Origin of the sequence: Streptomyces mesophilus, assembly GCF_011044995.1 — a bacterium.
Taxonomy (GTDB): Bacteria; Actinomycetota; Actinomycetes; order Streptomycetales; family Streptomycetaceae; genus Streptomyces; species Streptomyces mesophilus.
Genome location: NZ_JAAKZW010000133.1, coordinates 1 through 22481 on the forward strand (window position 1 = coordinate 1; position 22481 = coordinate 22481).

Genomic DNA, 22481 nt, shown 5'->3' on the forward strand with positions numbered 1-22481 from the left:
CGGCTGGGGCACCCCATCGGGGGAGGGTGCCCCAGCCGGGCCAGGGCCCGTGGAGCCCATACGGGGCAGAGCCCAGGCCGCCGCCCCGACTCGGCAGCTCCTGCCCGCCGCCCCACCGTCGACTACAGCCCGACCGCCAACTACTGCCCGCCGCCGACCCGGTGCTCATGCACCCGCAGCTGCAACGTCGCCAGGTCGAGCAGCGGTGTGGCGACGCCCGCCGTCCGTGCCCGCGCGGTGAGATCGCCGAAGAGGTGCTCGGCCTCGGTCGGCCGGCCGTCGACCACATCCCGGTACAGGGACGGGACCAGCGACGAACCCTGGGTCGTCACCACGGTCCGCGTGAAGTCCAGTTCGCCCGACGGCACCGGATACCCCGCCGCCGCCGCGACCGCCGACGCCTCCGCGAGCAGCGCCGGGCCGAGCGAGGAGCCGCCCGCAACGGCGTTCACCTCGCCCACCGTGCCGCGCCCGAGGCAGGTGAGCGCTCCCATCGTCACGATGAAGGCCCACTTCGACCACATCGCCCCGAGCGCGTCCGCCGACGCGACAGCATCGATACCGGGAACGTCGAGGACCTCCCGTATCTCCTCCACCCGCTTCGAGAGGCCGCCCGCCTGCTCGCCGAACGTCAGCTGGGACAGCGGCGCGAGACGGACGATGTCGCCCTCGGGCGTGAGCGTCGTGACGACCTTGACCACTCCGCCGAGCACCGCGTCCGCGCCGAACTCCGCGGTGAGGCGGTCGACATGGGCAAGGCCGTTGAGGAACGGCATGATCGTGGTCGAGGGCCCGACCGCCGGCCGTATCGCCTCGACGGCCGCGTCCAGAGCGGTCGCCTTCACGGCGAGCAGGATCAGGTCGTACGGCTCCGAAAGCTCGTCCGCCAGGGCCAGTTGAGGCGTCAGGGGCTCCCAGTCCTCCGTACCCTTGCCCGTGATGCGCAGACCGCGCGTGCGCAGGACCGCGGCGCGTCCCGGACGGACGAGGAAGGTCACGTCGCGGCCCGCCCGGGCGAGCAGTGCGCCGAAGTAGCCGCCTGTGGCGCCGGCTCCGACTACCAGGATCTTCATGGAGTTCCCCTTCACGCTCTCGAGTTCCGCGTCCCGGGCCCCGGGATCGCGTTCCGCCCCGAGTGAATCATGATCCCCTCGTACGCACGCCGAGGGCCCGGCCCCTGAGACAGGAACCGGGCCCAACTCACGTAAGGCGAAGAGACTCACGTAAGGCGCAAGACACTCGCGTACGGCGCAAGAACGTCAGATCGTGGCGGTGTCGATCACGAAGCGGTAGCGGACGTCCGAGGCGAGGACGCGCTCGTACGCCTCGTTGATCTTGTCCGCCGGGATGACCTCGATCTCCGCGCCGAAGCCGTGCGACGCGCAGAAGTCCAGCATCTCCTGGGTCTCCGCGATGCCGCCGATCATCGAGCCCGCGAGGGTCTTGCGGCCGCCGATGACCGAGAAGAGGTTCAACGACACCGGCTCCTCGGGGGCGCCGACATTCGCGAAGACGCCGTCCACCTTCAGCAACGACAGGTACTGGTCCAGCGGGAGCGGCGCCGAGACGGTGGAGACGATCAGGTCGAAGCTGCCGGCCAGCTCCTCGAAGGTCGCCGGGTCGCTGGTGGCGTAGTAGTGGTCGGCGCCCAGGCGCTCGCCGTCCGCCTTCTTGCGGAGCGACTGCGAGAGCACGGTGACCTCGGCGCCGAGCGCGTGGGCGATCTTGACGCCCATGTGACCGAGCCCGCCGAGGCCGACGATGGCGACCTTCTTGCCGGGGCCCGCGTTCCAGTGCTTCAGCGGGGAGTACAGGGTGATGCCCGCGCACAGGAGGGGCGCGGCCACGTCGAGGTCGATGCCCTCGGGGATGCGGACCGCGTAGTTCTCGTCGACGACGAGGTGCGTGGAGTAGCCGCCGTAGGTGGGCTCGCCGTTCTTGTCGAGCGCGTTGTACGTACCGGTCATGCCCTGCGTGCAGTACTGCTCCTGGCCGCGAAGGCAGTACTCGCACTCACGGCAGGAGTCCACGAAGCAGCCCACGCCCACGCGGTCGCCGGCCTTGTACTTCGTGACCTCCGGGCCGACCTCGGCGACCACACCGGCGATCTCGTGGCCGGGCACCATCGGGAAGATGCCCTCACCCCAGCCGTCGCGGGCCTGGTGGATGTCGGAGTGACAGATGCCGGCGTACTTGATGTCGATCAGGACATCGTGCGCACCCAGCGCCCGGCGCTCGATGGTGGTGCGCTCCAGGGGGGCGTTGGCGGCGGGGGCGGCGTAGGCGGCGACGGTGGTGCTCATGGTCGGGGGTTCCCCTCGTGGTGATCGATGCTCGATGCGTTGTGTCCATACGAGAGTGCAGGACCCGCAGCGTGCTACCCAGCCCACTGTTGTGCCTACGTCCGGTGGTCCTACTACTGGCAGGGTCAGGATCCATGCGTACGGCGGAGTGATACTGGATTGCATGACTGATCAGGAACCCGCCGCGGCCGACGCCCCTTCGACCGGCGCCCCCGCCGACGCCGCCGCCCTCGACCGGCGTGCGGAGCTGAGCGAGTTCCTGCGCACGCGCCGGGCCCGCATCAAGCCCTCCGAGGTGGGCCTGCCGGACTACGGGAACCGGCGCCGGGTGCCGGGGCTCAGGCGTGAGGAGCTGTCGCAGCTCGCCGGGGTCTCGGTGGCGTACTACACCCGTCTCGAGCAGGGCAACGGCGCGAATGTGTCGACGGAGATCCTGGAGGCGATCTCGCGGGCCCTGCGCCTCACCGACGCCGAGCACGCCCATCTGCTGCATCTGACGAAGCCGAAGCAGCACAAGAAGAAGCGACGCGGCGGCGCCCGGCAGCAGGTGCGGCCCGCGCTGCAGCAGCTGCTCGACGCGATGGAGGGCGTGCCCGCGTACATCGTGGGGCGGCGCACCGACATCCTGGCCTGGAACCGGGCCGCGGCCGCGCTCTTCGGCGATATCGCGTCCTGGAAGCCCGAGGACCGCAACTGGTCCCGGATGATCTTTCTGAATCCGCAGGTCAAGGCCCTGTTCGTGAACCCGGAGCAGAAGGCGAGCGACGTCGTCAGCTATCTGCGGATGGACGCCGGCTGCCACCCCGACGACCCGGAACTCTCCGCGCTCGTCGGACAGCTCTCCGTGAAGAGCGAGGAGTTCCGGCGGCTGTGGGCCGCGCATGACGTCAAGGAGAAGGGCCACGGCACGAAGGTCCTGCGCCACCCGCTGGTGGGCGAGCTGACCCTCTCGTACGAGACGCTGCAGCTGGCCGACGACGGGGAGCAGTGCCTGTCCACGTATCACGCGGAGCCGGGCACGCCCTCGGCCGAGGCGCTGCGCCTGCTGGTCAGCTGGGGCGCGGATGCGACGGCCGAGCGCGCGTCCCACGCGAACGATCAGGGCTGACGGCGCACGATCAGCCCTGAGCCGCGCGAAGGTCAGGGCTGATACGGACCGCCCGGCACCCCCCACCCCCAGTACGGCATCGGCTGGACGGGCGGGCAGTCCTCGTCGGAGACGTCGTTGGAGTAGTAGAGCGCCATCCGGGTGCCCCACTCGATGTACGCGACGAACGCCGAGCGGAACTCGGGGTCGCCCGGCAGCTCCACCTCGTCCGCCGCGTCCAGGATCAGGTTCACCCAGCGCCTGCGCTGTGCCTCGGTGATGTGTTTGCCGAGGTGCTTGCCGGCCATGTGCTGGTGGCCGCCGAGCTGTTCGCTGTAGGTCTTCGGGCCGCCGAAGACCTCCGCGAGCCAGGCCCCGACATGCCGCGCGTGCTCGGCCGGCAGCTCCCTGAACAGCCCGCCGAGCAGATCGTCCTCGACCACCCGGGTATAGAAGGCCTCGGTGAGCCGGTCGAAGTTCTTCGCGCCGCCGGCCCACGCGTACAGCGACGGCACCGCCGCGCCCTGCCCGGCCACCCCGGTCGGGGCGTAGTGCCGCATCTCGGTGATGTCCTTCACGTACGGGCTGATCTCGGCGAAGAACGTGCGGAACTCCGCCGAGGCGCGGAAGGTCTCGATGTGGTCGCTCGTGGAGGTCCAGGTGATCCGCAGGATGAAGGACTCGGGCTCCTCCTCGCAGCGCCGCAGCTCGTAGTCGACGCATTGCGGGGAGGCGGCGAGGGGTTCGGCTGCGCGCTCGTAGGCGGCGATGAAGGCCTCGGCGCCGTCCGCGGGGATGGTGTAGCGGATGTACTCGACAGTCCGGCTGCTCATGTCCCGGACAGTACGTCACGGGTACGGCCCGCAGGAACCTCGCAGGTTCCCGCGGGCCGCATCAACTCGCCTTGCGTTACCGCCCGTTGGGCGATCGGCTTACGTGCCGTAGTACACGCCTACCTGCCGTAGTACGCGTCGTAGACCGACATCGCCGTGGTGTTGCCCTTCTTGTCGCTGATCTTCGCGTGGAAGGAGACGGACTTGCCCTTGGCCGGGTTCTTGAACTCGACCTTGCCCTTCTTGAGCGTGAGCTTCTTCCAGTTCTTGCCGCCGTCGTAACTCACGTACACAGTCAGCGACTTGAGGTTCTTACCGGCGGCCGCGCCCTGCACGGTCACCGGCATGCTCACCTTCTTGCCCGCGGGCGCCGTGGAGTCCAGCGCGAGCTTCGGAGTGAAGCGGGCGACGGAGACGGGGAGCCTGGTCTCGTTCGCGACCTTCTTGGACTTGAAGGTGAAGGTGGCCTTGACGCGGCTGGTGGCCGTGGCGACCTTCAGGTCCCGCCGCACGGAGCTGACGAGCTTGTACGTGGCCTCGCCGGCCGGGACCGTGAAGATGCCGCCGTCGGGCGCCCCCGGGTTCTCACCGATCTTGGTGCCGTTGCGGAACAGCTGAGTCCTGCCGGACGCGTACTTCGGCCACCCGGTGTGGTTCATGCCGTCGGCGAAGACGGGCAGGCTGGCGTAGAGCTCGTTGCCCGTGCGGAAGACGCCGAAGTCCGCGTTGAGCTTCGGACCGAAGACGCCGGTGTTGAAGACCTTCGCGTAGCTCTTGCCGCCCGTGAAGGTCTGCGGCCTGCCGAGTTCGTATCCGGCCTCCGGGACCGGGAATCCCTCCTCGTCGACCTCGCCGCCGAACTGGTACACGTCCATGGTCCAGGCGGCCTTGCCGGTCGTGGACAGATGAAGCGTGCGCTTGCCCGGCGCCTTCTGCTGGACGGGCAGCGGCGGCGGGTAGCTGCTGATCTCCCCCGGAAGGTAGGCGGAGGAGACGATGCCTGCGGTCTTGCCGCCCGCGGACGCGCCCAGGGCGACACTGACCTTGGCCAGTTCGTTCGCCTTGAAATGCTTGCTCCCGCCTGCGCCGAACTTCTTCACCGCGCCGCCGAGGACGATGTTGTACTCCGTCGCGGCTCCCTTGGTCCAGGTTCCGCTCCAGTCCTGCGTGAGCCCGGTGACCTCGGGGCCGAGGTGGGCGGTGCGCAGGTCGCCGAACGAGGGGGCGTCCAGGCCGTTGAACCACCCGGCGCCCTGATAGCTGTACGTGGACGCCGCGTGCAGCGGCTTCGCCGCGGCATCCGGCACGGTGATGTTCCGTGCCTTGGCCGTGCGGGCGTCCAGTGTCAGCGAGACGTTCCTGGTGAGGCTCACGCGGGGATTGACCAGCCAGTCGACGCCGCCCTTCAACGCCACCGGGTCCTTCGCGATCTTCGAGTCCAGAAGGTAAGTGCCCTTCGGCAGCCGCACCTTGACCGTGCCCGACTTGTCGTGCAGCGGGAAGTCCTGGCCCGAGTACGCGATCAGATCCGTCGCGTAGTCCGGCGCCGGCTGCCCGTCCCGCCCGATGTGCTTCACCGTCAGGTCGTACGACTCGACCTCACGCTGCACGGCCGCGGCCGTCCGTACGCTCTGCCCGCCGCCGCTCGCCGTCACATACGCGGAGTACGCGCCGTGGACCGTACCGCCCAGCTTCGTGTCGGCGCTCACGTCCACCGCGGCCGTACCGCCCGCGGGCACCGTCACCTTGGTCGCGCCCAGGGTGAAGAAGCCCGCCGGTGCCGCCTGGCCCTTGGGGTTGTAGCCCTTCACCGCGAGGTCGAGGGTGACGTCCTCGGTGCCCAGGTTCTTGTACGTGAGCTTCTTCGTCAGCTTCGGGTCGTCGGTGTGCGGCCACTGGGCCACCCCGAACTGCACGGGCGACGGGTCCGCGAACACCGTCTGCTTGACGGCCTTGTCGACCTGGATACGGCCCGTGCCCTGCTGGAATGGCGTGTACGCGCCGCCCTTGGCCGAACCCGTGAGCACGCTCTTGAGCTCGGTGTACTTCCAGTCCGGGTGCTGCTGCTTGAGCAGGGCCGCGGCACCGGCGACATGCGGGGTCGCCATCGACGTACCGGAAATGGCGAGGTAGCCCGGGGCCGGATGCGCGACTGAGGGGTCCTTGTCGATGAGGCTGCCCGGCGCGGCGGCGGCCGCGATGTCCACACCCGGTGCGGTCACGTCCGGCTTCAGGCCGCCGTCGCCGACGCGCGGGCCCCTGCTGGAGAACCCGGCGAGCTTGTCTGAGCGGTCGACGGCGCCGACGGTGAGCGCGGCCTCCGCGCTGCCCGGGGAGCCGACGGTCTGCGCGCCGCCCTCGCCCTCGTTGCCCGCGGCGATGGCGAACAGGACGCCGTTCTGCTCCGCGTACTTGTTGACGGCCGCTTCCAGGACGTCGAGTACGGGGGTGTCCGGGCCGCCCAGGCTGAGGTTGACCACGTCGGCGCCTTCGGTGACCGCCCAGTCGATGCCGGCGAGGATGCCGGACTCGTCGCCGTAGCCGTCGTCGCTGAGCACCTTGCCGTTGAGCAGCTTGGCTCCGGGAGCCACCCCCTTGTACTTGCCGCCCGACTTGGCACCCGTACCCGCCGCGATGGACGCGACGTGCGTGCCGTGGCCGAACTTGTCGTCCGTGCCCGCCGAGACCGAGAAGTTCTTCGCCGCCACGACCTGGTCCTTGAGGTCCGCGTGCGTGACGTCGACCCCGGTGTCCAGGACGGCGATCTTGACGCCCGTTCCGTCGTAGCCGGCCGCCCAGGCCTTGTCGGCCCCGATCTGCTTGACGCTCCTGTCGAGGCTGGCCTTGCGCACCCCGTCGAGCCAGATCTTGTCGACGCCGGACGTGGTGGTGCGCCCCCCGGCGCCGCGCTCGTCCGTGAGCGCCTCCCACAACTGCGCGGTGTCGTCCCGTGGCGTGGTCACCGCGTCGGCGTTCAGGGAGGTGAGGACCCTGCGGACCCGTGTGTCACCGGCGTCGCGTACCTGCGCCTTCGCGTTCGCCGCCGCGCCCTTGTAGCCGACGATCAGCTTGAGGCCCTTCTTCTGGGCCCTGCGGGTCTCGGCCTTGCTCAACTCGGTGATGTCGAACAGCCGCCGGTCGAGTGTGCCGTCGGCGATCAGGCGCTGCGCGTCCAGCGGCACGACGAGTGTGTCCCCGGCGAGGCGCTGGATCTGTACCGGGATCTTCTCGCGGCCCTTGGCCCGCTCGAGCCGGACGACCTTGCCCGTGCCGTCCACGACCACCCGGTCACCGGTGATCAACTGGATGCGCTGCTCGGAGGCCGTCCCGGACCCGCCTGCCACGCTCCGAGCGGCTGTCTGCTTCTGCGCGGCCGCCGGTGCGGTCATTCCCCCCGCGAGCGCCACGGCCGCCGCGACGGCGACCGTGGATATGCCCGCTCTTCTGACTCGTCTGCGCAACTTTCCCCCTGTGGTCGGTGTTTCGCGTCATCTAGGACGGTCACCACGTGGGTTCGGTTGTGCGTGCACGGTCACTGTTTCCTGCTCACGCCCCGGCGTTCTCCGTCACCGTCAGCCGCCCCTTCCTGATCGTCGCGAGCCGGGGTGCGCGGCGGGCGATCGCGCTGTCGTGCGTGACCATCACGAAGGTCAGGCCGTGCTCCTTCCACAGCCCTTCGAGCAGCTCCATGATCTCGTCGCGCATCGACTCGTCGAGGTTTCCGGTGGGCTCGTCGGCGAGCAGGACCTTCGGGCGCTTCACCAACGCCCGTGCGATCGCGACCCGTTGCTGCTGGCCGCCGGACATCTCGCCGGGCAGATGGCCGAGCCGCTCCCCGAGGCCCACCGACTCCAGCGCCTCGGCGGCCCGTTCGCGGCGGTCCTTGGCCCTCAGCTTCAGGGGGACGAGGGCGGTCTCGACGTTCTCCTGGGCGGTGAGCGTCGGGATGAGGTTGAAGGACTGGAAGACGAAGCCGATGTTCTCGCTGCGCACCCGCGTCAGACGCGCCTCGGGGAGCGTGGCGAGATCGGTGCCGTCGAGTGCGACCTGCCCGGACGTGGGGCGGTCGAGCCCGCCGAGCATCTGCAGGAGCGTGGACTTGCCACCGCCCGTGGGGCCCTGGATGACCAGGCGACCGCCGTCCTCGATGGTCAGATCGACGTCGGCGAGCGCCTGGACGGTGGCTTTGCCGCGGCGATAGGTCTTGGTGACGCCTCTGAGGTCGTACATGGTGGATGACTCCTGGAACTTTCGTCAGGCGTACGGGAGTTGGGGGCCGCTACACGGAGGGCCGGGGGCCTACTCGACGCGGCGCAGGGCGTCCGCGGGGCGCAGTCGCGAGGCGCGCCAGCCGCCGAAGCCGCCCGCGATCAGACCGCCGCCGATGGCGAGAGCGGCCGCGAGCGCGATGGTCGCGAGGCTGACGGGGGCGCTGAGCGCGATGTCGAGGGTGCGTTCGGCGGCGTCCTGCGCCGGGCCACCGCCGCCGGGTCCCGCCACCCTGAGCCCGCCGCCGAGTTCGGCGGTCAGGGTCGGCGAGACGGCCGTGACCGCGTAGGCGCCCGCGAGGCCGGCGGCGATGCCGAGCGCACCGCCGATCAGCCCGTTGACCAGGGCCTCGCCGACCACCTGCCGGGTGACACGGCCCGACTTCCAGCCGAGCGCCTTGAGCGTGCCGAACTCGCGGACGCGCCGGCTCACCGCCGAGGAGGTCAGCAGCCCGGCGACCAGGAAGGCCGCCGCGAGCACCGCGTACGAGAGCCACTTGCCGACGGTGGAGGCGAGGCCGGCCGCCGTGTCCAGGGAGCCCGAGACGGTCTTGGCGAGGTCGGCGGAGGTGGTCACGGTGGTGTCGGGGACGTTCTTCTGGATCGCGTCCTTGACCGCGGAAATCGCCTGCGAGTCCGCGGCCTTCACGTACACCGTGGTGATCTTGCCCTTGGCGTCGGCGAGCGTCTGCGCCTGCTTCAGCGGAATGTAGACGTTGGCCGCCGGCTGGCCCTTGTCGGCCGTGGCGATCCCGACGACCGCGAACTTCTTGCCCTTGACCTCGACTTCGTCACCGGTCGCAAGGTCTTCCTTCTTCGCGTACGCGGAGTCGAGCACCGCCACCTTCGCGTCGGTCTCGGACGTCTTGAACGTACGGCCCTTCGTCAGCGTCGACGAGGTCAGCGGTCCGAGCTCCGGCTCGGTGACATCCGTACCGAAGACGGTGAAGGAGTTCACGCCGAAGTCGGCGCCGCCGCCGCGGACTTCACCGCTGCCGCCGCTGCCCTTCTGGCCCGGCTGCGCGGGCTGGGCCGGCTTCATCTCGCCGGGCTTGAAGTCGCCGCTCACCGAGATGCTGGTCAGGCTGAGTCCGCCGACCGCGTTCGCGACCCCGTCCTGCCGCGCGACCGTGTCGACCGTGGACGTGCTGAGCGTCTCGAAGCCCTGCACCATCAGCATGTCGTTCGACTGCTCGCCGCCGTCGCTCGCGTCGAACTTGAAGCGCGGCCGCGCGACCGCCCCGCCCTCCTCGGGCTCCTCCTGCGCCTTGGTGACGGTCATGTCCGTACCGAGTCCGTAGAGCGATTCGAGGACCTCGCCCTGGGCCTGCTTCATGCCCGCGGAGACGGAGTTGACCACGATGACCAGAGCGATGCCGAGCGCGAGCCCGGAGGCGACGACGAGCGCCGCCTTTCTGCGACGGCGCAGCTCACGCCGCAAGTAGGTGAAGAACATGCGGCTGAAGGTAGGAACGGCGCGTGATGGCGGGATAAGGGGCGCCTGAGAGCGCGATGAGAAGCCGTACGCCGCTCAAATCCCCTGCCGTATACGGGCGGTGGCCCGCACCTCTCGGAAGAGGTGCGGGCCACCGGGGGTCCCTGGGGGTGTGCTGCGACAGGCGGGCGGATCAGGCCTGCGAGCCCGCCGTCCACTCGGACCAGCTCAGGTTCCAGCCGTTGAGCCCGTTGTCCGGGGCGACGGTCTTGTCGCCGGTGTTCTTGACGATCACCACATCGCCGACCATCGAGTTGTCGAAGAACCAGGAGCCTGGAGTGCCCTTGTCGTTCGCACCCTTGGCATCCGCCAGACCCACGCAGCCGTGGCTGGTGTTGGCGGAGCCGAAGATGGACTTGGCGCCCCAGTAGTTGCCGTGGATGAAGGTGCCGGAGGTCGACAGACGCATCGCGTGCGGCACGTCCTTGATGTCGTACTCGCCCTTGCCGTCGTCATCCGTGAAGCCGACCGTCGCACCGTTCATCCGGGTCTCCTTGAACTTCTCGGAGATCACCATCTGGCCTTCGTACGTCTTGTTGTCGGGCGCACCGGCGGAGATCGGGATGGTCTTGACGACCTTGCCGTCACGGGTGACGGTCATCTGCTTGGTCTTGGCGTCGACCGTGGAGACCTGCGAGCGGCCGACCTTGAAGGTGATCGACTTCTGCTGCACGCCGTAGACGCCGTCGGCGCCCTCGACGCCGTCCAGCTTCAGATCGAGCGTGACGGTCGAGTTCGCCTTCCAGTAGTCCTCGGGACGGAAGTCGATCCGGGTCGAGTTGAACCAGTGGCCGACGACCTCCTGACCGCTGCTGGAGGTGACCTTGATGCCCTTCTGGACATCGGCCTTGTTCTCGATCGCCTTGTCGAAGTTGATCGAGACCGGCATGCCGACACCGACGGTGGAACCGTCCTCGGGCGTGAAGTTGCCGATGAAGCTGTTGGTGGGCGCGACCGTGGTGAACGTGGAGTTCTCGTGCGCCTCGCGGCCCTCGGAGTCCTTCGCGGCGACGCTGACCTTGTAGGTGGTCGCGCGCTCCAGCTGGGCGTCCGGCTTCCAGGTCTTCTTGTCGGCGGAGATCGATCCTGCGACCTCGTCGCCCTCGCCGGTCGTCATGGTGACGCTGGTGAGGGTGCCGTCCTCGACGGTGACCTGGCCGGCCTTGTTGATCGACGCGTTCTTCTCGCCGTTCTTCGGCGATACGGATATTCGGGCGGCGGAGGTGTCCTTCGCGGCGGCCTCGTCGGCCTTCTCCTGCTGGGTCTCCTTGCCCTTCGCACCGTCGTCCCCGCTGCTGCAGGCCGACAGTACAAGGACGCCGCCGAGCAGTGCGGACATGGCCATGAGGCCCCTGCGCCGCTTGCTGTCCGTCATCACACGCTTCTCCATCGTTGCCGAATCCCCGGATGCCCCGAAAGTCCCCGTTTGTCCCCGCGCGGAGTCAGACCCCGCACACCCTTACAACACGCGTACCACTTCGAGCGGTTCCAAATCCGGCGAGGATGTGGTCCAGGACACGCGCACCGGCCGCTCCAGCAGGGACGACGCAGACGACGAAACCCCGGCCGACGGGGGCCGCCGACCGGGGTTCCTACGTCACTTCGAGGCTACGCGCCCACCGGCGCCGCTCCGTGGGCCCGGGTGTGATCCTCGTCCCCTTCGCCCTCTTCGAGCTCTTCGAACCCTTCGGGCTCTTCCGCTCCGTATGCGGCTTCTTCCTCTCCGTATGCGAGGTCGTCCTCGCCGTGGTGGAGCTCGTCGTCGTCGCCCTCGTCCTCGTCCTCGTCGTAGGGAAGCTCGCCGTCCTCGTCCTCGTACGCGAGGTCCCCGTCGAGGTCCTCCTCGTCCCACTCGGGGTCGTCGGGGTCGTGGTCGACCGCCTCGCTGCTCCAGGAGGCCTGGGTCAGCTCGACGCCGGGAACCTCGGCGACCAGATCGAAGGGATCGACGAGATAGGCCAGCGCCTCGGCCGCCTCCTCGCGCACGGCGGACTCGGCGTGCGTGCGCTCCTCCTCGGGCATGTACGCGTCCTCGCCGATCCGGTCGAGCGCGGCGCCGGCCAGGGAATCTTCGTCGGTGACCTCGAGGACGAGTTCCACGCGTAGCCGTACGAAACGGGATGTCTCAGGGGTGCTCATGAGCCGGAGCGTAAGCCGGAAGGCGTCCTCCACTTTCGCGCGACCCGCTGTGTTCACTAGCATCGCCGCACACGGTGGGAGCCGGTCTTCGGAAGGCTCCCAAACCACCGGCACCACAAGGGGATCCACTCCGTGTCATCCGCACGCCGTTCACTGCTCACCGCCACCGCTGCCGGGTCCCTGCTCGGCGCCCTGTGGTTCGTCCCCTCGGCGACGGCCAGTGGGGAGCAGAAGGAGCGGGCCGCCGCGGACAGACACGGGACAACGGCGCGTCCGGGTTCCGCTTCCGCACCTGATTCCGGTTCCGCTTCCGGCGTGGAGGGGTTTTCGGCCACGTCCGCGGGCGACGCCACGCGGCTCGCGGAGACGGGGTCGACGGACACGACCCCGTACCTCGCGGGCGGGCTGACCTTTCTGATCTCCGGCGTGGGGATCTTCGCGCTCAGCAAGCGGCGGTTCGTCGGGGCCTGAGGGCTCCTTCGTCCCGCCCCACTCGCCGGCCCCTTCGCCCTGCCTCGCTCACCCGCCCCGCCTCACTCCCCCGGCCACTGCGGCGTGCGCTTCTCGTTGAAGGCCGCGACGCCCTCGGCCCGGTCGCCCGAGAAGGCGACGCTGCGCCAGGCCGCGTCCTCGACCTCGAGCCCGGCCCGCAGATCGAGCCCGTGCCCGAGCCGCAGCGCGCGCTTGGCGGCGCGCAGTCCGACCGGCGAGTTGGCGGCGATACGTGAGGCGAGGGCGAGCGCCTCCGTACGGTCCCGGCCGGCCTCCACCAGCTGGTCGACCAGGCCCAACTCCCGCGCCTCCGCGGCCTCCAGGCGCCGCGCCGAGAAGATCAGCTCGGCGGCCCGCGCGGCCCCCACGCGGCGCGGAAGCAGCTGCGTACCGCCGCCGCCGGGGATGACGCCGACGGACACCTCGGGCAGGCCGACGACGGCGGTGGCGTCGGCGACGATCAGGTCGCAGGACAGGGCGAGTTCGAACCCGCCGCCCAGGGCGAAGCCGTGCACGGCGGCGATGGTGGGCATCGGCAGATCGAGTACGCCGGTGTAGGCGGCGCGGGCGACGGGGCGCTGGCGCAGCAGCTCGGCGTCGGTGAAGGAGTTGCGCTCCTTGAGGTCGGCGCCGACGCAGAAGGCCCGCTCGTGCGAGGACGTCACGACCACGACGCGGACGTCGCGGTCGGCGGACAGCGCCACGCAGGCCTCGCCGATCGCGCCGGCCATGGCGCTGGACACCGCGTTCATGGCCTTGGGCCGGTCGAGCACGAACTCGGCGACGTACCCGTGCCGGCGTACGGCCACGAACTCGCCGTACCGCTCCTCCTGCGCTGCTGCTTCCGCCATGGGGACCTCCTGGTTAACGTGCGTTCACCGACTTCGGCATCATGGCAGCCGGGGCGGTGAAATCAACCCCTGCCCCCGCAGGTAATGGGCGCTCCCCGAACTGACCAGTGACACATCCCGATTCAATCCGTAGGCTGCTGAATATGACTATGCACACCGTGGTGCTCGGGACGTCCGGCACGACCCCCGCCGACGTCATCGCCGTGGCACGTGAGAACGCCCGCGTCGAGCTGTCCCCCGAGGCCCTCACCGCCCTCGCCAAGGCCCGCGAGATCGTCGACGCGCTCGCCGCCAGGCCCGAGCCGGTCTACGGCGTCTCGACCGGCTTCGGCGCGCTCGCCACCCGCCACATCAGCACCGAGCTCCGCGCGCAGTTGCAGCGCAACATCGTCCGCTCGCACGCGGCCGGCATGGGCCCGCACGTCGAGCGCGAGGTGGTCCGCGCGCTGATGTTCCTGCGCCTGAAGACCGTCTGCTCGGGCCACACCGGCGTACGTCCCGAGGTCGCGCAGACCATGGCGGACCTCCTGAACGCGGGCATCACCCCGGTCGTGCACGAGTACGGCTCCCTCGGCTGCTCCGGCGACCTCGCGCCCCTGAGCCACTGCGCGCTCGCGCTGATGGGCGAGGGCGACGCGGAGGGCCCGGACGGCACCGTGCACCCCGCCGGCGAGCTGCTCGCCGCCCACGGCATCAAGCCCGTCGAGCTGCGCGAGAAGGAGGGCCTCGCGCTCCTGAACGGCACCGACGGCATGCTCGGCATGCTGCTCATGGCCATCGACGACCTCGAGCGGCTCTACAAGAGCGCCGACGTCACGGCCGCGCTCTCCCTCGAGGCGCTGCTCGGCACCGACAAGGTGCTCGCGCCCGAGCTGCACGCGATCCGCCCGCACCCGGGCCAGGGCGCTTCGGCCGCCAACATGGCGGCGGTGCTTGCCGGTTCGGGTCTCACCGGGCAGCACAGTTCAGCAACCGGCGACGCCCCGCGCGTCCAGGACGCGTACTCGGTGCGCTGCGCCCCGCAGGTCGCGGGCGCGGGCCGCGACACCCTCGCGCACGCCGCCCTGGTCGCCTCGCGCGAGCTGGCGTCCGCGGTCGACAACCCGGTCGTGCTGCCCGACGGCCGTGTCGAGTCCAACGGCAACTTCCACGGCGCCCCCGTCGCGTACGTCCTGGACTTCCTCGCCATCGCCGCAGCCGACCTGGCCTCGATCGCCGAGCGCCGCACCGACCGTCTCCTCGACAAGAACCGCTCGCACGGTCTGCCGCCGTTCCTCGCGGACGACGCGGGCGTGGACTCGGGCCTGATGATCGCCCAGTACACGCAGGCCGCCCTGGTCAGCGAGATGAAGCGGCTCGCGGTGCCCGCCTCGGCGGACTCGATCCCGTCCTCGGCGATGCAGGAGGACCACGTCTCCATGGGCTGGTCGGCGGCGCGCAAGCTCCGTACGGCGGTCGGAAATCTCGCGCGCGTCGTGGCCATCGAGCTGTACGCGTCGACCCGCGCGATCGAACTGCGCACCGGCCTGACCCCGGCGCCCGCCTCGGCCGCGGCGATCGCGGGCGCGCGGGCGGCGGGCGTCGAGGGCCCGGGTCCTGACCGCTATCTCTCACCGGACCTGGCGGCGGCGGAGTCGTTCGTACGGGACGGTGGACTGCTCGCCGCGGTGGAGAAGATCACCGGGCCGCTGGCGTAACCACCCGCCTACGCCCTAAAAGTCCGCAAACTCCCCATATCTCCCTAACCTAGGGAGATGGGACAGGAAGACCGGCTCGCCGGGGTCGTACGCGTGGCGCAGGCCATGGCCGCCGCGCACAGCCCGCGGGAGTCATGGCTGGCCGCCGCGCACGGCGCACAGCGCGCGCTCGGCGGCAGCTTCGCGGCCCTCTCCGTCTGGGAGCGGGAGCGCGGCCGGCTCAAGGTCCTGGTCAACGCCGGTGAACGCGCCGCCGGCGAGGAGGAGTTCCCGGACAACGAGACCTACCCGGTGCACCAGTTCCCCGAGATCACCGAGTTCCTGCACGAGCGCTGGGCCGGCGGCGGCGAACCCAACGCCTGGGTGGAGACCGCCGAAGGCCCGGCCGGCGGGGCGGCCGGCTACTGCCACCAGCGCGTGGCCGCCCTGCGCCGGCGCGGCCGCGGCTGCTGTGTGGTCGCGCCGATCGTCCTGAACGGGCGGGCCTGGGGCGAGCTCTATGTGGCGCGGCCCGTGGGCATGCCGGTGTTCGGGCGCGAGGACGCCGACTTCGCCACCGTCCTCGCCGCGGTGATCGCGGCCGGGCTCGCCCAGACCGAACGCCTCGAGGAGGCCCGGCGGCTCGCTTTCACGGACGCTCTCACCGGGCTCGCCAACCGGCGTGCGGTGGATGCCCGCCTGGACGAGGCGGTGGAGTCGTACCGCCGCGACGGCACGGTGGTCTCGCTTGTCGTCTGCGATCTGAACGGCCTCAAGAAGGTCAACGACACCCACGGCCACGCGACCGGCGACCGCCTCCTCGAACGCTTCGGCTCGGTGCTCTCGCTGTGCGGCGCGATGCTGCCGGGCGCGCTGGCGGCCCGGCTCGGCGGCGACGAGTTCTGCCTGCTCTCCGTAGGCCCCTCGGCCGACGAGGTGGTACGGGTCGCGGACGAACTCTGCGTACGGGCCCTGGACTTGGACCTGGGCGAGGGCGTGGCCTGCGGGGTCGCCTCGACCGGCGACCCGATCGGCCCGGTCCGCTCGGCCCGCCGCCTCTTCCGCCTCGCGGACGCGGCCCAGTACCGCGCCAAGGCCGCCCGCTCCACCAACCCGGTCATCGCAGGCCGCGAGGGCCCGAACGACCCGGTAATCAAACTCGCGGACGCCCCGGAGAAGGAGCGCCAGGGGGATCGGAGACGGTTCCGCAAATAGCCCCTGCGGCGCTTGAGCAGATCTTTCAGCCCCTCCGGCGTTTGAGGAGATCCGAACGAAGTTCGGATGCAGGGGTCCGGGGCGAAGCCCCCGGTTTCCTACCCCCGCCGCGTCAACAGCCAGGGCTCCACAACCCCGAGCCCCCGCACCGGCCGCTGCCACATAGGCTGCAACGCGAACCGATACGACGGCGGCGTCTCCCCGGCGGCAAGCGCCTTCTCCGCCTCCGCCGCCGCCTCCGCCTCGGAAACCGGCGCATCCCCCGCCCGCTGCAGATCCGCCGCGAACGCCCCGTCCACCAGGACGGCGTCCTTCGGCGCTATCGACGTGAGCCGCGACGCCAGGTTCACCGTCGTACCGAAGACATCGCCCATCCGCGTGGTCACCGTGCCGAACGCGATCCCGACCCGCAGCTCGGGCATCGTCTCGTCCCCGGCCATCGTCTCGATGAGCCGCAGCGCGATCTCGGCGGCCGTCCCGGCGTCGTCCGCCGCGAACAGGACCTCGTCACCCAGCGTCTTGATCAGCCGCCCGCCATTGGCCGCGACCAGATCGGCGGAGGTGGTCTCGAACGCCTCGACCAGCTCGCCGAGTTCCTCTTCCTCCATACGGCGCGTCAGGCGCGTGAACCCGACGAGGTCCGCGAAGCCGACCGCGAGCCGCCGGTCCACCATCTCCTCGTCGTCCGCGGCCTGCACGACCCGGCCCGTCGCGGCGGCGAGCTGGCGCCGCCACACGTACACGAGAAATTCCTCGAGCTCCGGAAGCAGCAGCTCCATCAGCGGATACGTGACCTCGGTGCGGGTCATGCCCGGCTCGGGCGGCTCGGTGAGACCCGCGAGGAACGAGTCGATCTGCCATTCGGCGAGCCGCGCCGTGGTCTGCCCGGTGGAGCGCGCCACCTGGACGGCCATGGCCTCGCTGAGCAGCCCGGCCTCGACCAGACCCGCAAGGCGGCGCAGCGCCAGGACATCCGCCTCGGTGAGCGCCTTGGCCTGGCCGATGTCCGCGAAGCCCATCGCCCGCCAGAAGCGGGAGGCCAGCTCCATCGAGACACCGGCGGTGCGCGCGGCCTGGAAGGGGGTGTAGCGCCGCTCGGCGCCGAGGATCAGTCCTTCGAGCCGCAGCGCGAGCGGATCGGTCTCGCCGTCCGGCGCCGCCCCGTCCTGCGCGGCATGGTCGATCGGCCGGGGGCCGGGCTCCTCGTCGGAGGGCGTGCCGCCCGCCGCACCGTTGGCATGCGCGGTGGCGGAGCCGGAGTGAGAGCCCGAGTCATCGACGGTCACTGCCTGCTGCCCTGCCCTTCCGCACTCGCTGCCGCATTCCGCGCCATTCGATCTGTCACAGCCCCATAACGCTGCTGACGAACGGGCACCACGATACGGCAGGTGTGGGCTGGCTCACTCGGGTACGGAAGTCCTCATCGCATACGTACGGAAGTCCTCAATCGGACGCGGGACCGGACGCGGAACCGGACGCGGCCCTCAGATGGACGACGTCCCCGGCCCCGACCGCCTCCCGACCGCCCCCGTCCACGGCGATGACCAGGCGCCCGTCACCGTCGAGCGCGACGGCCTCGCCGACGAGGGTGCGCTCGCCGGGGAGTTCGGCGCGCACCCTGCGCCCGAGCGTGGCGCACCCGGCGGCGTACGCCTCCTGGAGCCCGGACGCGGCGGGGTCGCCGAGTGCGTCGCGCCACGGCACGTACCACTGCTCGACGGAGCGCAGGACGGCCCGGAGCAGGGGGTCGCGGTCCTGGCCGCGGGCGCCGGCGAGGGTGAGCGAACCGGCCGTGGGTACGGGCAGTTCGTGGGCGCCGAGGCTGACGTTGAGGCCGATGCCGAGGACGACGAAGTTCTCGCCGGCCCGCTCGGCGAGGATGCCGCCGGCCTTGCGCTCCTCGCCGTCGACGGTGACGAGCAGGTCGTTGGGCCACTTGAGGGCCGTGTCGATACCCGCCGTACGGGAGATCGCGGAGGCCACGGCGACCCCGGCGAGCAGCGGCAGCCAGCCGAGCCGGTGCACGGGGACCTTCGAGGGCTCCAGGAGCACGGAGAAGAACAGACCCGAGCGCGGCGGTGCGCTCCAGGTCCGGTCGAGACGGCCGCGGCCCGAGGTCTGCTCCTCGGCGACGAGGACGGCGCCCTCCTCGGCGTTCCCGGCGATCGCGTCCGCAGCGAGGTCCGAGTTGGTCGAGCCTGTGGCCGGGACGACCTCGACATCGGTGTACAGACCGCCCGTATTCGTGAGCGCACGCCGCAGCGCCGCACCGTTCAGCGGGGGCCGTTCCAGGTCCGTCCAACGGTTCGCGGGGGAGTTTTCGCTCGTCATGCAAGACAGACTAGGTGTGGGGAACACCGCACTGCCGGGACCGTGCCACGCCACTACGCTACGCATCAGTAGCCAAGCGTTCTCATACGAGCATTCGAGCAGGCAGGGAGCCGCATCCCGATGTCCGAGGCGATCGCCCACAGCAATCAGCACAGTCACACCACGGCGGGCAAGATCGCCGATCTGCAGCGCCGTATCGACGAGGCGACCCATGCCGGCTCGGCGCGCGCGGTGGAGAAGCAGCACGCCAAGGGCAAGTTGACGGCCCGTGAGCGGATCGAGCTGCTCATGGACGAGGGCTCGTTCGTGGAGCTGGACGAGTTCGCCCGGCACCGCTCGAACGACTTCGGGCTCGATGCCAACAAGCCGTACGGCGACGGTGTCGTGACCGGGTACGGCACGGTCGACGGCCGTCCGGTCGCGGTGTTCTCGCAGGACTTCACGGTCTTCGGCGGGGCGCTGGGTGAGGTCTTCGGGCAGAAGATCATGAAGGTGATGGACTTCGCCCTCAAGACGGGCTGCCCGGTCATCGGCATCAACGACTCGGGCGGCGCGCGCATCCAGGAGGGCGTGATGGCGCTCGGGATGTACGGCGAGATCTTCCGCCGCAACACCCACGCGTCCGGTGTCATCCCGCAGATCTCCCTGGTCGTCGGCCCGTGCGCGGGCGGCGCGGTGTACTCCCCCGCGATCACCGACTTCACGGTGATGGTCGATCAGACCTCGCACATGTTCATCACGGGCCCGGACGTCATCAAGACGGTCACCGGCGAGGACGTCGGCTTCGAGGAGCTGGGCGGCGCCCGCACCCACAACTCGACGTCCGGTGTGGCGCATCACATGGCGGGCGACGAGAAGGACGCGATCGAGTACGTCAAGTCGCTGCTCTCCTACCTGCCGTCGAACAACCTGTCCGAGCCGCCGGCCTTCCCGGAGGAAGCGGATCTCGAACTGTCCGACGAGGACCGCGAGTTGGACACGCTGATCCCGGACAGCGCCAACCAGCCGTACGACATGCACACGGTGATCGAGCACGTCCTGGACGACGGCGAGTTCTTCGAGACGCAGTCGATGTTCGCGCCGAACATCCTCACCGGCTTCGGCCGGGTCGAGGGCCGTCCGGTCGGCATCGTGGCCAACCAGCCGTTGCAGTTCGCGGGTTGCCTGGACATCAACGCCTCGGAGAAGGCCGCGCGGTTCGTGCGCACCTGCGACGCGTTCAACGTCCCGGTCCTGACCTTCGTGGACGTGCCGGGCTTCCTGCCGGGCGTCGACCAGGAGTACGGCGGCATCATCCGGCGCGGCGCCAAGCTGATCTACGCGTACGCGGAGGCCACGGTCCCGCTGATCACGATCATCACGCGCAAGGCCTTCGGCGGCGCGTACGACGTGATGGGCTCCAAGCACCTGGGCGCCGACCTCAACCTCGCCTGGCCGACCGCCCAGATCGCCGTCATGGGCGCGCAGGGCGCGGTCAACATCCTGCACCGCAAGACGCTCGCGGCCGCGGACGATGTGGAGGCCACCCGCGCACGGCTGATCCAGGAGTACGAGGACACGCTGCTCAACCCGTACACGGCGGCCGAGCGCGGCTATATCGACGCCGTGGTCATGCCCTCGGAGACCCGCCGCCAGGTCGTGCGCGGGCTGCGTCAACTCCGTACGAAGCGCGAGTCGTTGCCCCCGAAGAAGCACGGCAACATCCCCCTCTAGGAGGTCCGCCGATGATGATCAAGGTCGTCCGGGGCAACCCGACCCCGGAGGAGCTCGCCGCCGCCCTGGCGGTGGTCCAGGCGCGCGCCGCGTCCCTGGCCACCGAGGGGACCGGCGCGCCCGCACCGTCCGACGCCTGGGCCGACCCGGCCCGGGTGGCCCGCCACCGGCTGCCGGCTCCCGGCCCGACGTCCTGGTCCCGTACGTACTGGCCCGGATAGAGCCGTCCCTGAAGGAACTCGGGGTGGTGACCACGTGCGCCTGAGTACCCGTACTCAGGCGCACCGTCGTGCGCAGCGGCACCATCGAGGCATGCTCTGGTCCGACCCTGAGAACAAGCCGCCCAAGGACATGCGCGATGCGCAGGCCATGATGCGGCGCGCGGGCTTTCTGCTCGCCCTGGCGATGGTGCTCGCGATGTTCGTGCTCGGCGTGCACTGAGGGGCCGGGGTCCCGCAACCGGCCGCCGCGCCCTATCGTCCCTACTGAAGGAACTGCCGGGGAGGGACGCACCACGTGAACAAGCCACTGCGACACATAGCCATCTTCTGTGGGCTTCTTGTGCTCGCACTGCTGGTCCGCGCGAACTGGATCCAGTACGCGGAGAGCGACGAGCTCGCGAAGCACGAGAAGAACCGCAGGGTCGCGATCGAGCGCTATGCGCAGCCGCGCGGGAACATCCTCGTCGCGGGCAAGCCGATCACCGGCTCCAAGGCCGTGGACGGGCAGGACTTCAAGTACAAGCGGACCTTCAAGGACGGTCCGATGTACGCCCCCATCACCGGCTACTCCTCGCAGGCCTTCGGCTCCACCGCCCTGGAGAACCTGAACGACGAGCTGCTCTCCGGCTCCGACGACCGGCTGTTCATCCAGAACACCGTGAACATGCTGACCGGCAAGTCCCAGCGCGGCGGCGACGTCTACACGACGATCGACCCGGACGCGCAGAAGGCCGCCTTCGAAGGCCTCGGCAAGCTGAACCTGAAGGGCGGCGTCGCCGCGATCGAGCCGGAGACCGGCAAGATCCTCGCGCTCGCGTCCACTCCCTCGTACGACCCCTCGTCCTTCGCCGGCATGAGCGACAACGACGGGGAACAGTGGAAGAAGCTCGGCGCCGACAAGACCAAGCCGCTGCTCAACCGCGCCCTGAAGGAGACCTACCCGCCGGGCTCGACCTTCAAGGTGCTCACGGCCGCGGCCGCGATCGAGGCCGGCAAGGTCACGGACGTCAACGAGCCGACGGACACCCCTGACCCGTACAAGCTGCCGCAGACCACCAACCCGCTGCCCAACCACACCGAGGGCCTGCCCTGCAAGAACGCCACGGTGAAGGCGGCCATGGAGGTCTCCTGCAACACGGTGTTCGCCAAGCTGGCCGTCGAGGTCGGCAAGGAGAAGATGCGTGAGGTCGCCGAGGGCTTCGGCTTCAACGACGGCGAGGTCGACACCCCGATCCGGGCCGGCAAGTCCGTCTACCCGTCCGAGATCGACGTCCCGCAGACCGGCCTCAGCGGCATCGGCCAGGGCTCGGTGACCGCGAGCCCGCTGCAGATCGCGATGCTCGCCGCCGGTATCGCCAACGACGGCAAGGTCATGAAGCCGTACCTCGTCGACGAGTTGCGCGGCCCCGACCGTGACCTCATCGCGAAGACCGAGCCGGCCGAGCGGTCCCGGCCGATCTCCGCCGACACCGCGGCCAAGGTCCGCGAGGCCATGGAGTCGACCGCCGAGAACGGCTCGGGCCGGCCCGCGGTGATCGGCAACGGCGTCACGGTCGGCGCCAAGACCGGTACCGCCCAGCACGGCGCCAACAACGAACTGCCGCCGTACGCCTGGTTCATCTCGTACGGCAAGAACAGCGACGGCAAGCAGGTCGCGGTCGCCGTCTTCGTCGACCCCGGCCAGGACATCCCGCGCAGCGACATCGCGGGCGGCAAGCTCGGCGGGCCGATCGCGAAGGACGTCATGGAGGCGGTTCTGCTGAAGAAGTGACCCTGGGCGTACGTGCAGGGCGAGGTGGCCCGGGGTTTCCTGGCGCTCCTATTCGTCGCGCCAGGCGCCGCAGGCGCCCCACCCAC

At 70.2% G+C, this 22481-nt stretch carries 19 protein-coding genes; 8 read left to right on the plus strand and 11 right to left on the minus strand.

The features are described from left to right. Window positions 1–140: 140 nt before the first annotated feature. Window positions 141–1073 (minus strand): ketopantoate reductase family protein, encoded by a 933-nt coding sequence (locus G6045_RS26165; protein WP_165334556.1) that lies wholly within the window; start codon window positions 1071–1073, stop codon window positions 141–143. Window positions 1074–1259: 186 nt separating this feature from the next. Continuing rightward, window positions 1260–2303 (minus strand): NAD(P)-dependent alcohol dehydrogenase, encoded by a 1044-nt coding sequence (locus tag G6045_RS26170; RefSeq protein WP_165334557.1) that lies wholly within the window; start codon window positions 2301–2303, stop codon window positions 1260–1262. Window positions 2304–2466: 163 nt separating this feature from the next. Here G6045_RS26170 and G6045_RS26175 point away from each other — a divergent pair, with 163 nt between their 5' ends. Then, on the plus strand, window positions 2467–3411 hold the full coding sequence (locus tag G6045_RS26175; RefSeq protein WP_165334558.1) for a helix-turn-helix transcriptional regulator: 945 nt from the start codon (window positions 2467–2469) through the stop codon (window positions 3409–3411). Between the two features lie 32 nt (window positions 3412–3443). On the opposite strand, the gene G6045_RS26180 is transcribed toward G6045_RS26175, so the two are convergent. The 6 genes from G6045_RS26180 to G6045_RS41615 all read right to left on the minus strand — a co-directional run bounded on the left by G6045_RS26180 (window position 3444) and on the right by G6045_RS41615 (window position 12125). Further along, a complete protein-coding gene (locus tag G6045_RS26180) occupies window positions 3444–4223 on the minus strand; it encodes a group II truncated hemoglobin (RefSeq protein ID WP_165334559.1) in 780 nt (259 codons plus the stop codon). A gap of 119 nt (window positions 4224–4342) precedes the next feature. After that, window positions 4343–7612 (minus strand): S8 family peptidase, encoded by a 3270-nt coding sequence (locus G6045_RS26185; protein ID WP_165334570.1) that lies wholly within the window; start codon window positions 7610–7612, stop codon window positions 4343–4345. Window positions 7613–7769: 157 nt separating this feature from the next. Continuing rightward, window positions 7770–8453 (minus strand): ABC transporter ATP-binding protein, encoded by a 684-nt coding sequence (locus tag G6045_RS26190; RefSeq protein WP_165334560.1) that lies wholly within the window; start codon window positions 8451–8453, stop codon window positions 7770–7772. Window positions 8454–8522: 69 nt separating this feature from the next. Continuing rightward, window positions 8523–9947 (minus strand): ABC transporter permease, encoded by a 1425-nt coding sequence (locus G6045_RS26195; RefSeq protein WP_165334561.1) that lies wholly within the window; start codon window positions 9945–9947, stop codon window positions 8523–8525. 172 nt (window positions 9948–10119) lie between these two features. Then, window positions 10120–11376, minus strand: a complete 1257-nt coding sequence (locus G6045_RS26200) for a L,D-transpeptidase (protein WP_206344190.1) — start codon at window positions 11374–11376, stop codon at window positions 10120–10122. A gap of 218 nt (window positions 11377–11594) precedes the next feature. Continuing rightward, a complete protein-coding gene (locus G6045_RS41615; protein WP_235968313.1) occupies window positions 11595–12125 on the minus strand; it encodes a hypothetical protein in 531 nt (176 codons plus the stop codon). A 132-nt stretch (window positions 12126–12257) separates the two neighbouring features. Here G6045_RS41615 and G6045_RS26210 point away from each other — a divergent pair, with 132 nt between their 5' ends. Then, complete coding sequence (locus G6045_RS26210; RefSeq protein ID WP_165334563.1) at window positions 12258–12596, plus strand: LAETG motif-containing sortase-dependent surface protein; 339 nt, start codon at window positions 12258–12260, stop codon at window positions 12594–12596. A gap of 62 nt (window positions 12597–12658) precedes the next feature. Here G6045_RS26210 and G6045_RS26215 read toward each other — a convergent pair whose 3' ends face one another. Continuing rightward, window positions 12659–13468 carry an enoyl-CoA hydratase/isomerase family protein gene (locus G6045_RS26215; protein WP_165334564.1) on the minus strand — a complete coding sequence of 270 codons (810 nt, stop codon included), beginning with the start codon at window positions 13466–13468 and terminating at the stop codon, window positions 12659–12661. Between the two features lie 149 nt (window positions 13469–13617). Here G6045_RS26215 and hutH point away from each other — a divergent pair, with 149 nt between their 5' ends. Beyond that, window positions 13618–15165, plus strand: a complete 1548-nt coding sequence (gene hutH / locus G6045_RS26220; protein ID WP_165334571.1) for a histidine ammonia-lyase — start codon at window positions 13618–13620, stop codon at window positions 15163–15165. A gap of 57 nt (window positions 15166–15222) precedes the next feature. Then, on the plus strand, window positions 15223–16359 hold the full coding sequence (locus G6045_RS26225) for a GGDEF domain-containing protein (RefSeq protein WP_165334565.1): 1137 nt from the start codon (window positions 15223–15225) through the stop codon (window positions 16357–16359). A 98-nt stretch (window positions 16360–16457) separates the two neighbouring features. On the opposite strand, the gene G6045_RS26230 is transcribed toward G6045_RS26225, so the two are convergent. Both G6045_RS26230 and G6045_RS26235 read right to left on the minus strand, forming a co-directional pair. Then, the gene (locus tag G6045_RS26230; protein WP_408056365.1) at window positions 16458–17645 is read right to left on the minus strand and encodes an adenylate/guanylate cyclase domain-containing protein; all 1188 of its coding nucleotides are present in this window, start codon (window positions 17643–17645) and stop codon (window positions 16458–16460) included. A 157-nt stretch (window positions 17646–17802) separates the two neighbouring features. After that, window positions 17803–18690, minus strand: a complete 888-nt coding sequence (locus tag G6045_RS26235; RefSeq protein WP_165334566.1) for a biotin--[acetyl-CoA-carboxylase] ligase — start codon at window positions 18688–18690, stop codon at window positions 17803–17805. 120 nt (window positions 18691–18810) lie between these two features. Between G6045_RS26235 and G6045_RS26240 the strand changes: the two genes are divergently transcribed. The 4 genes from G6045_RS26240 (at window position 18811) to G6045_RS26250 (ending at window position 22395) form a co-directional block, all read left to right on the plus strand. Further along, on the plus strand, window positions 18811–20403 hold the full coding sequence (locus tag G6045_RS26240) for an acyl-CoA carboxylase subunit beta (RefSeq protein WP_165334567.1): 1593 nt from the start codon (window positions 18811–18813) through the stop codon (window positions 20401–20403). Between the two features lie 11 nt (window positions 20404–20414). Continuing rightward, on the plus strand, window positions 20415–20624 hold the full coding sequence (locus G6045_RS26245) for an acyl-CoA carboxylase subunit epsilon (RefSeq protein ID WP_165334568.1): 210 nt from the start codon (window positions 20415–20417) through the stop codon (window positions 20622–20624). A 91-nt stretch (window positions 20625–20715) separates the two neighbouring features. After that, window positions 20716–20844: a morphogenic membrane protein MmpB gene (mmpB, locus tag G6045_RS42015; protein ID WP_267913020.1), complete on the plus strand. Its 129-nt coding sequence runs from the start codon at window positions 20716–20718 to the stop codon at window positions 20842–20844. A gap of 75 nt (window positions 20845–20919) precedes the next feature. After that, window positions 20920–22395, plus strand: a complete 1476-nt coding sequence (locus tag G6045_RS26250; RefSeq protein ID WP_165334569.1) for a peptidoglycan D,D-transpeptidase FtsI family protein — start codon at window positions 20920–20922, stop codon at window positions 22393–22395. The last annotated feature ends 86 nt before the right edge of the window (window positions 22396–22481 follow it).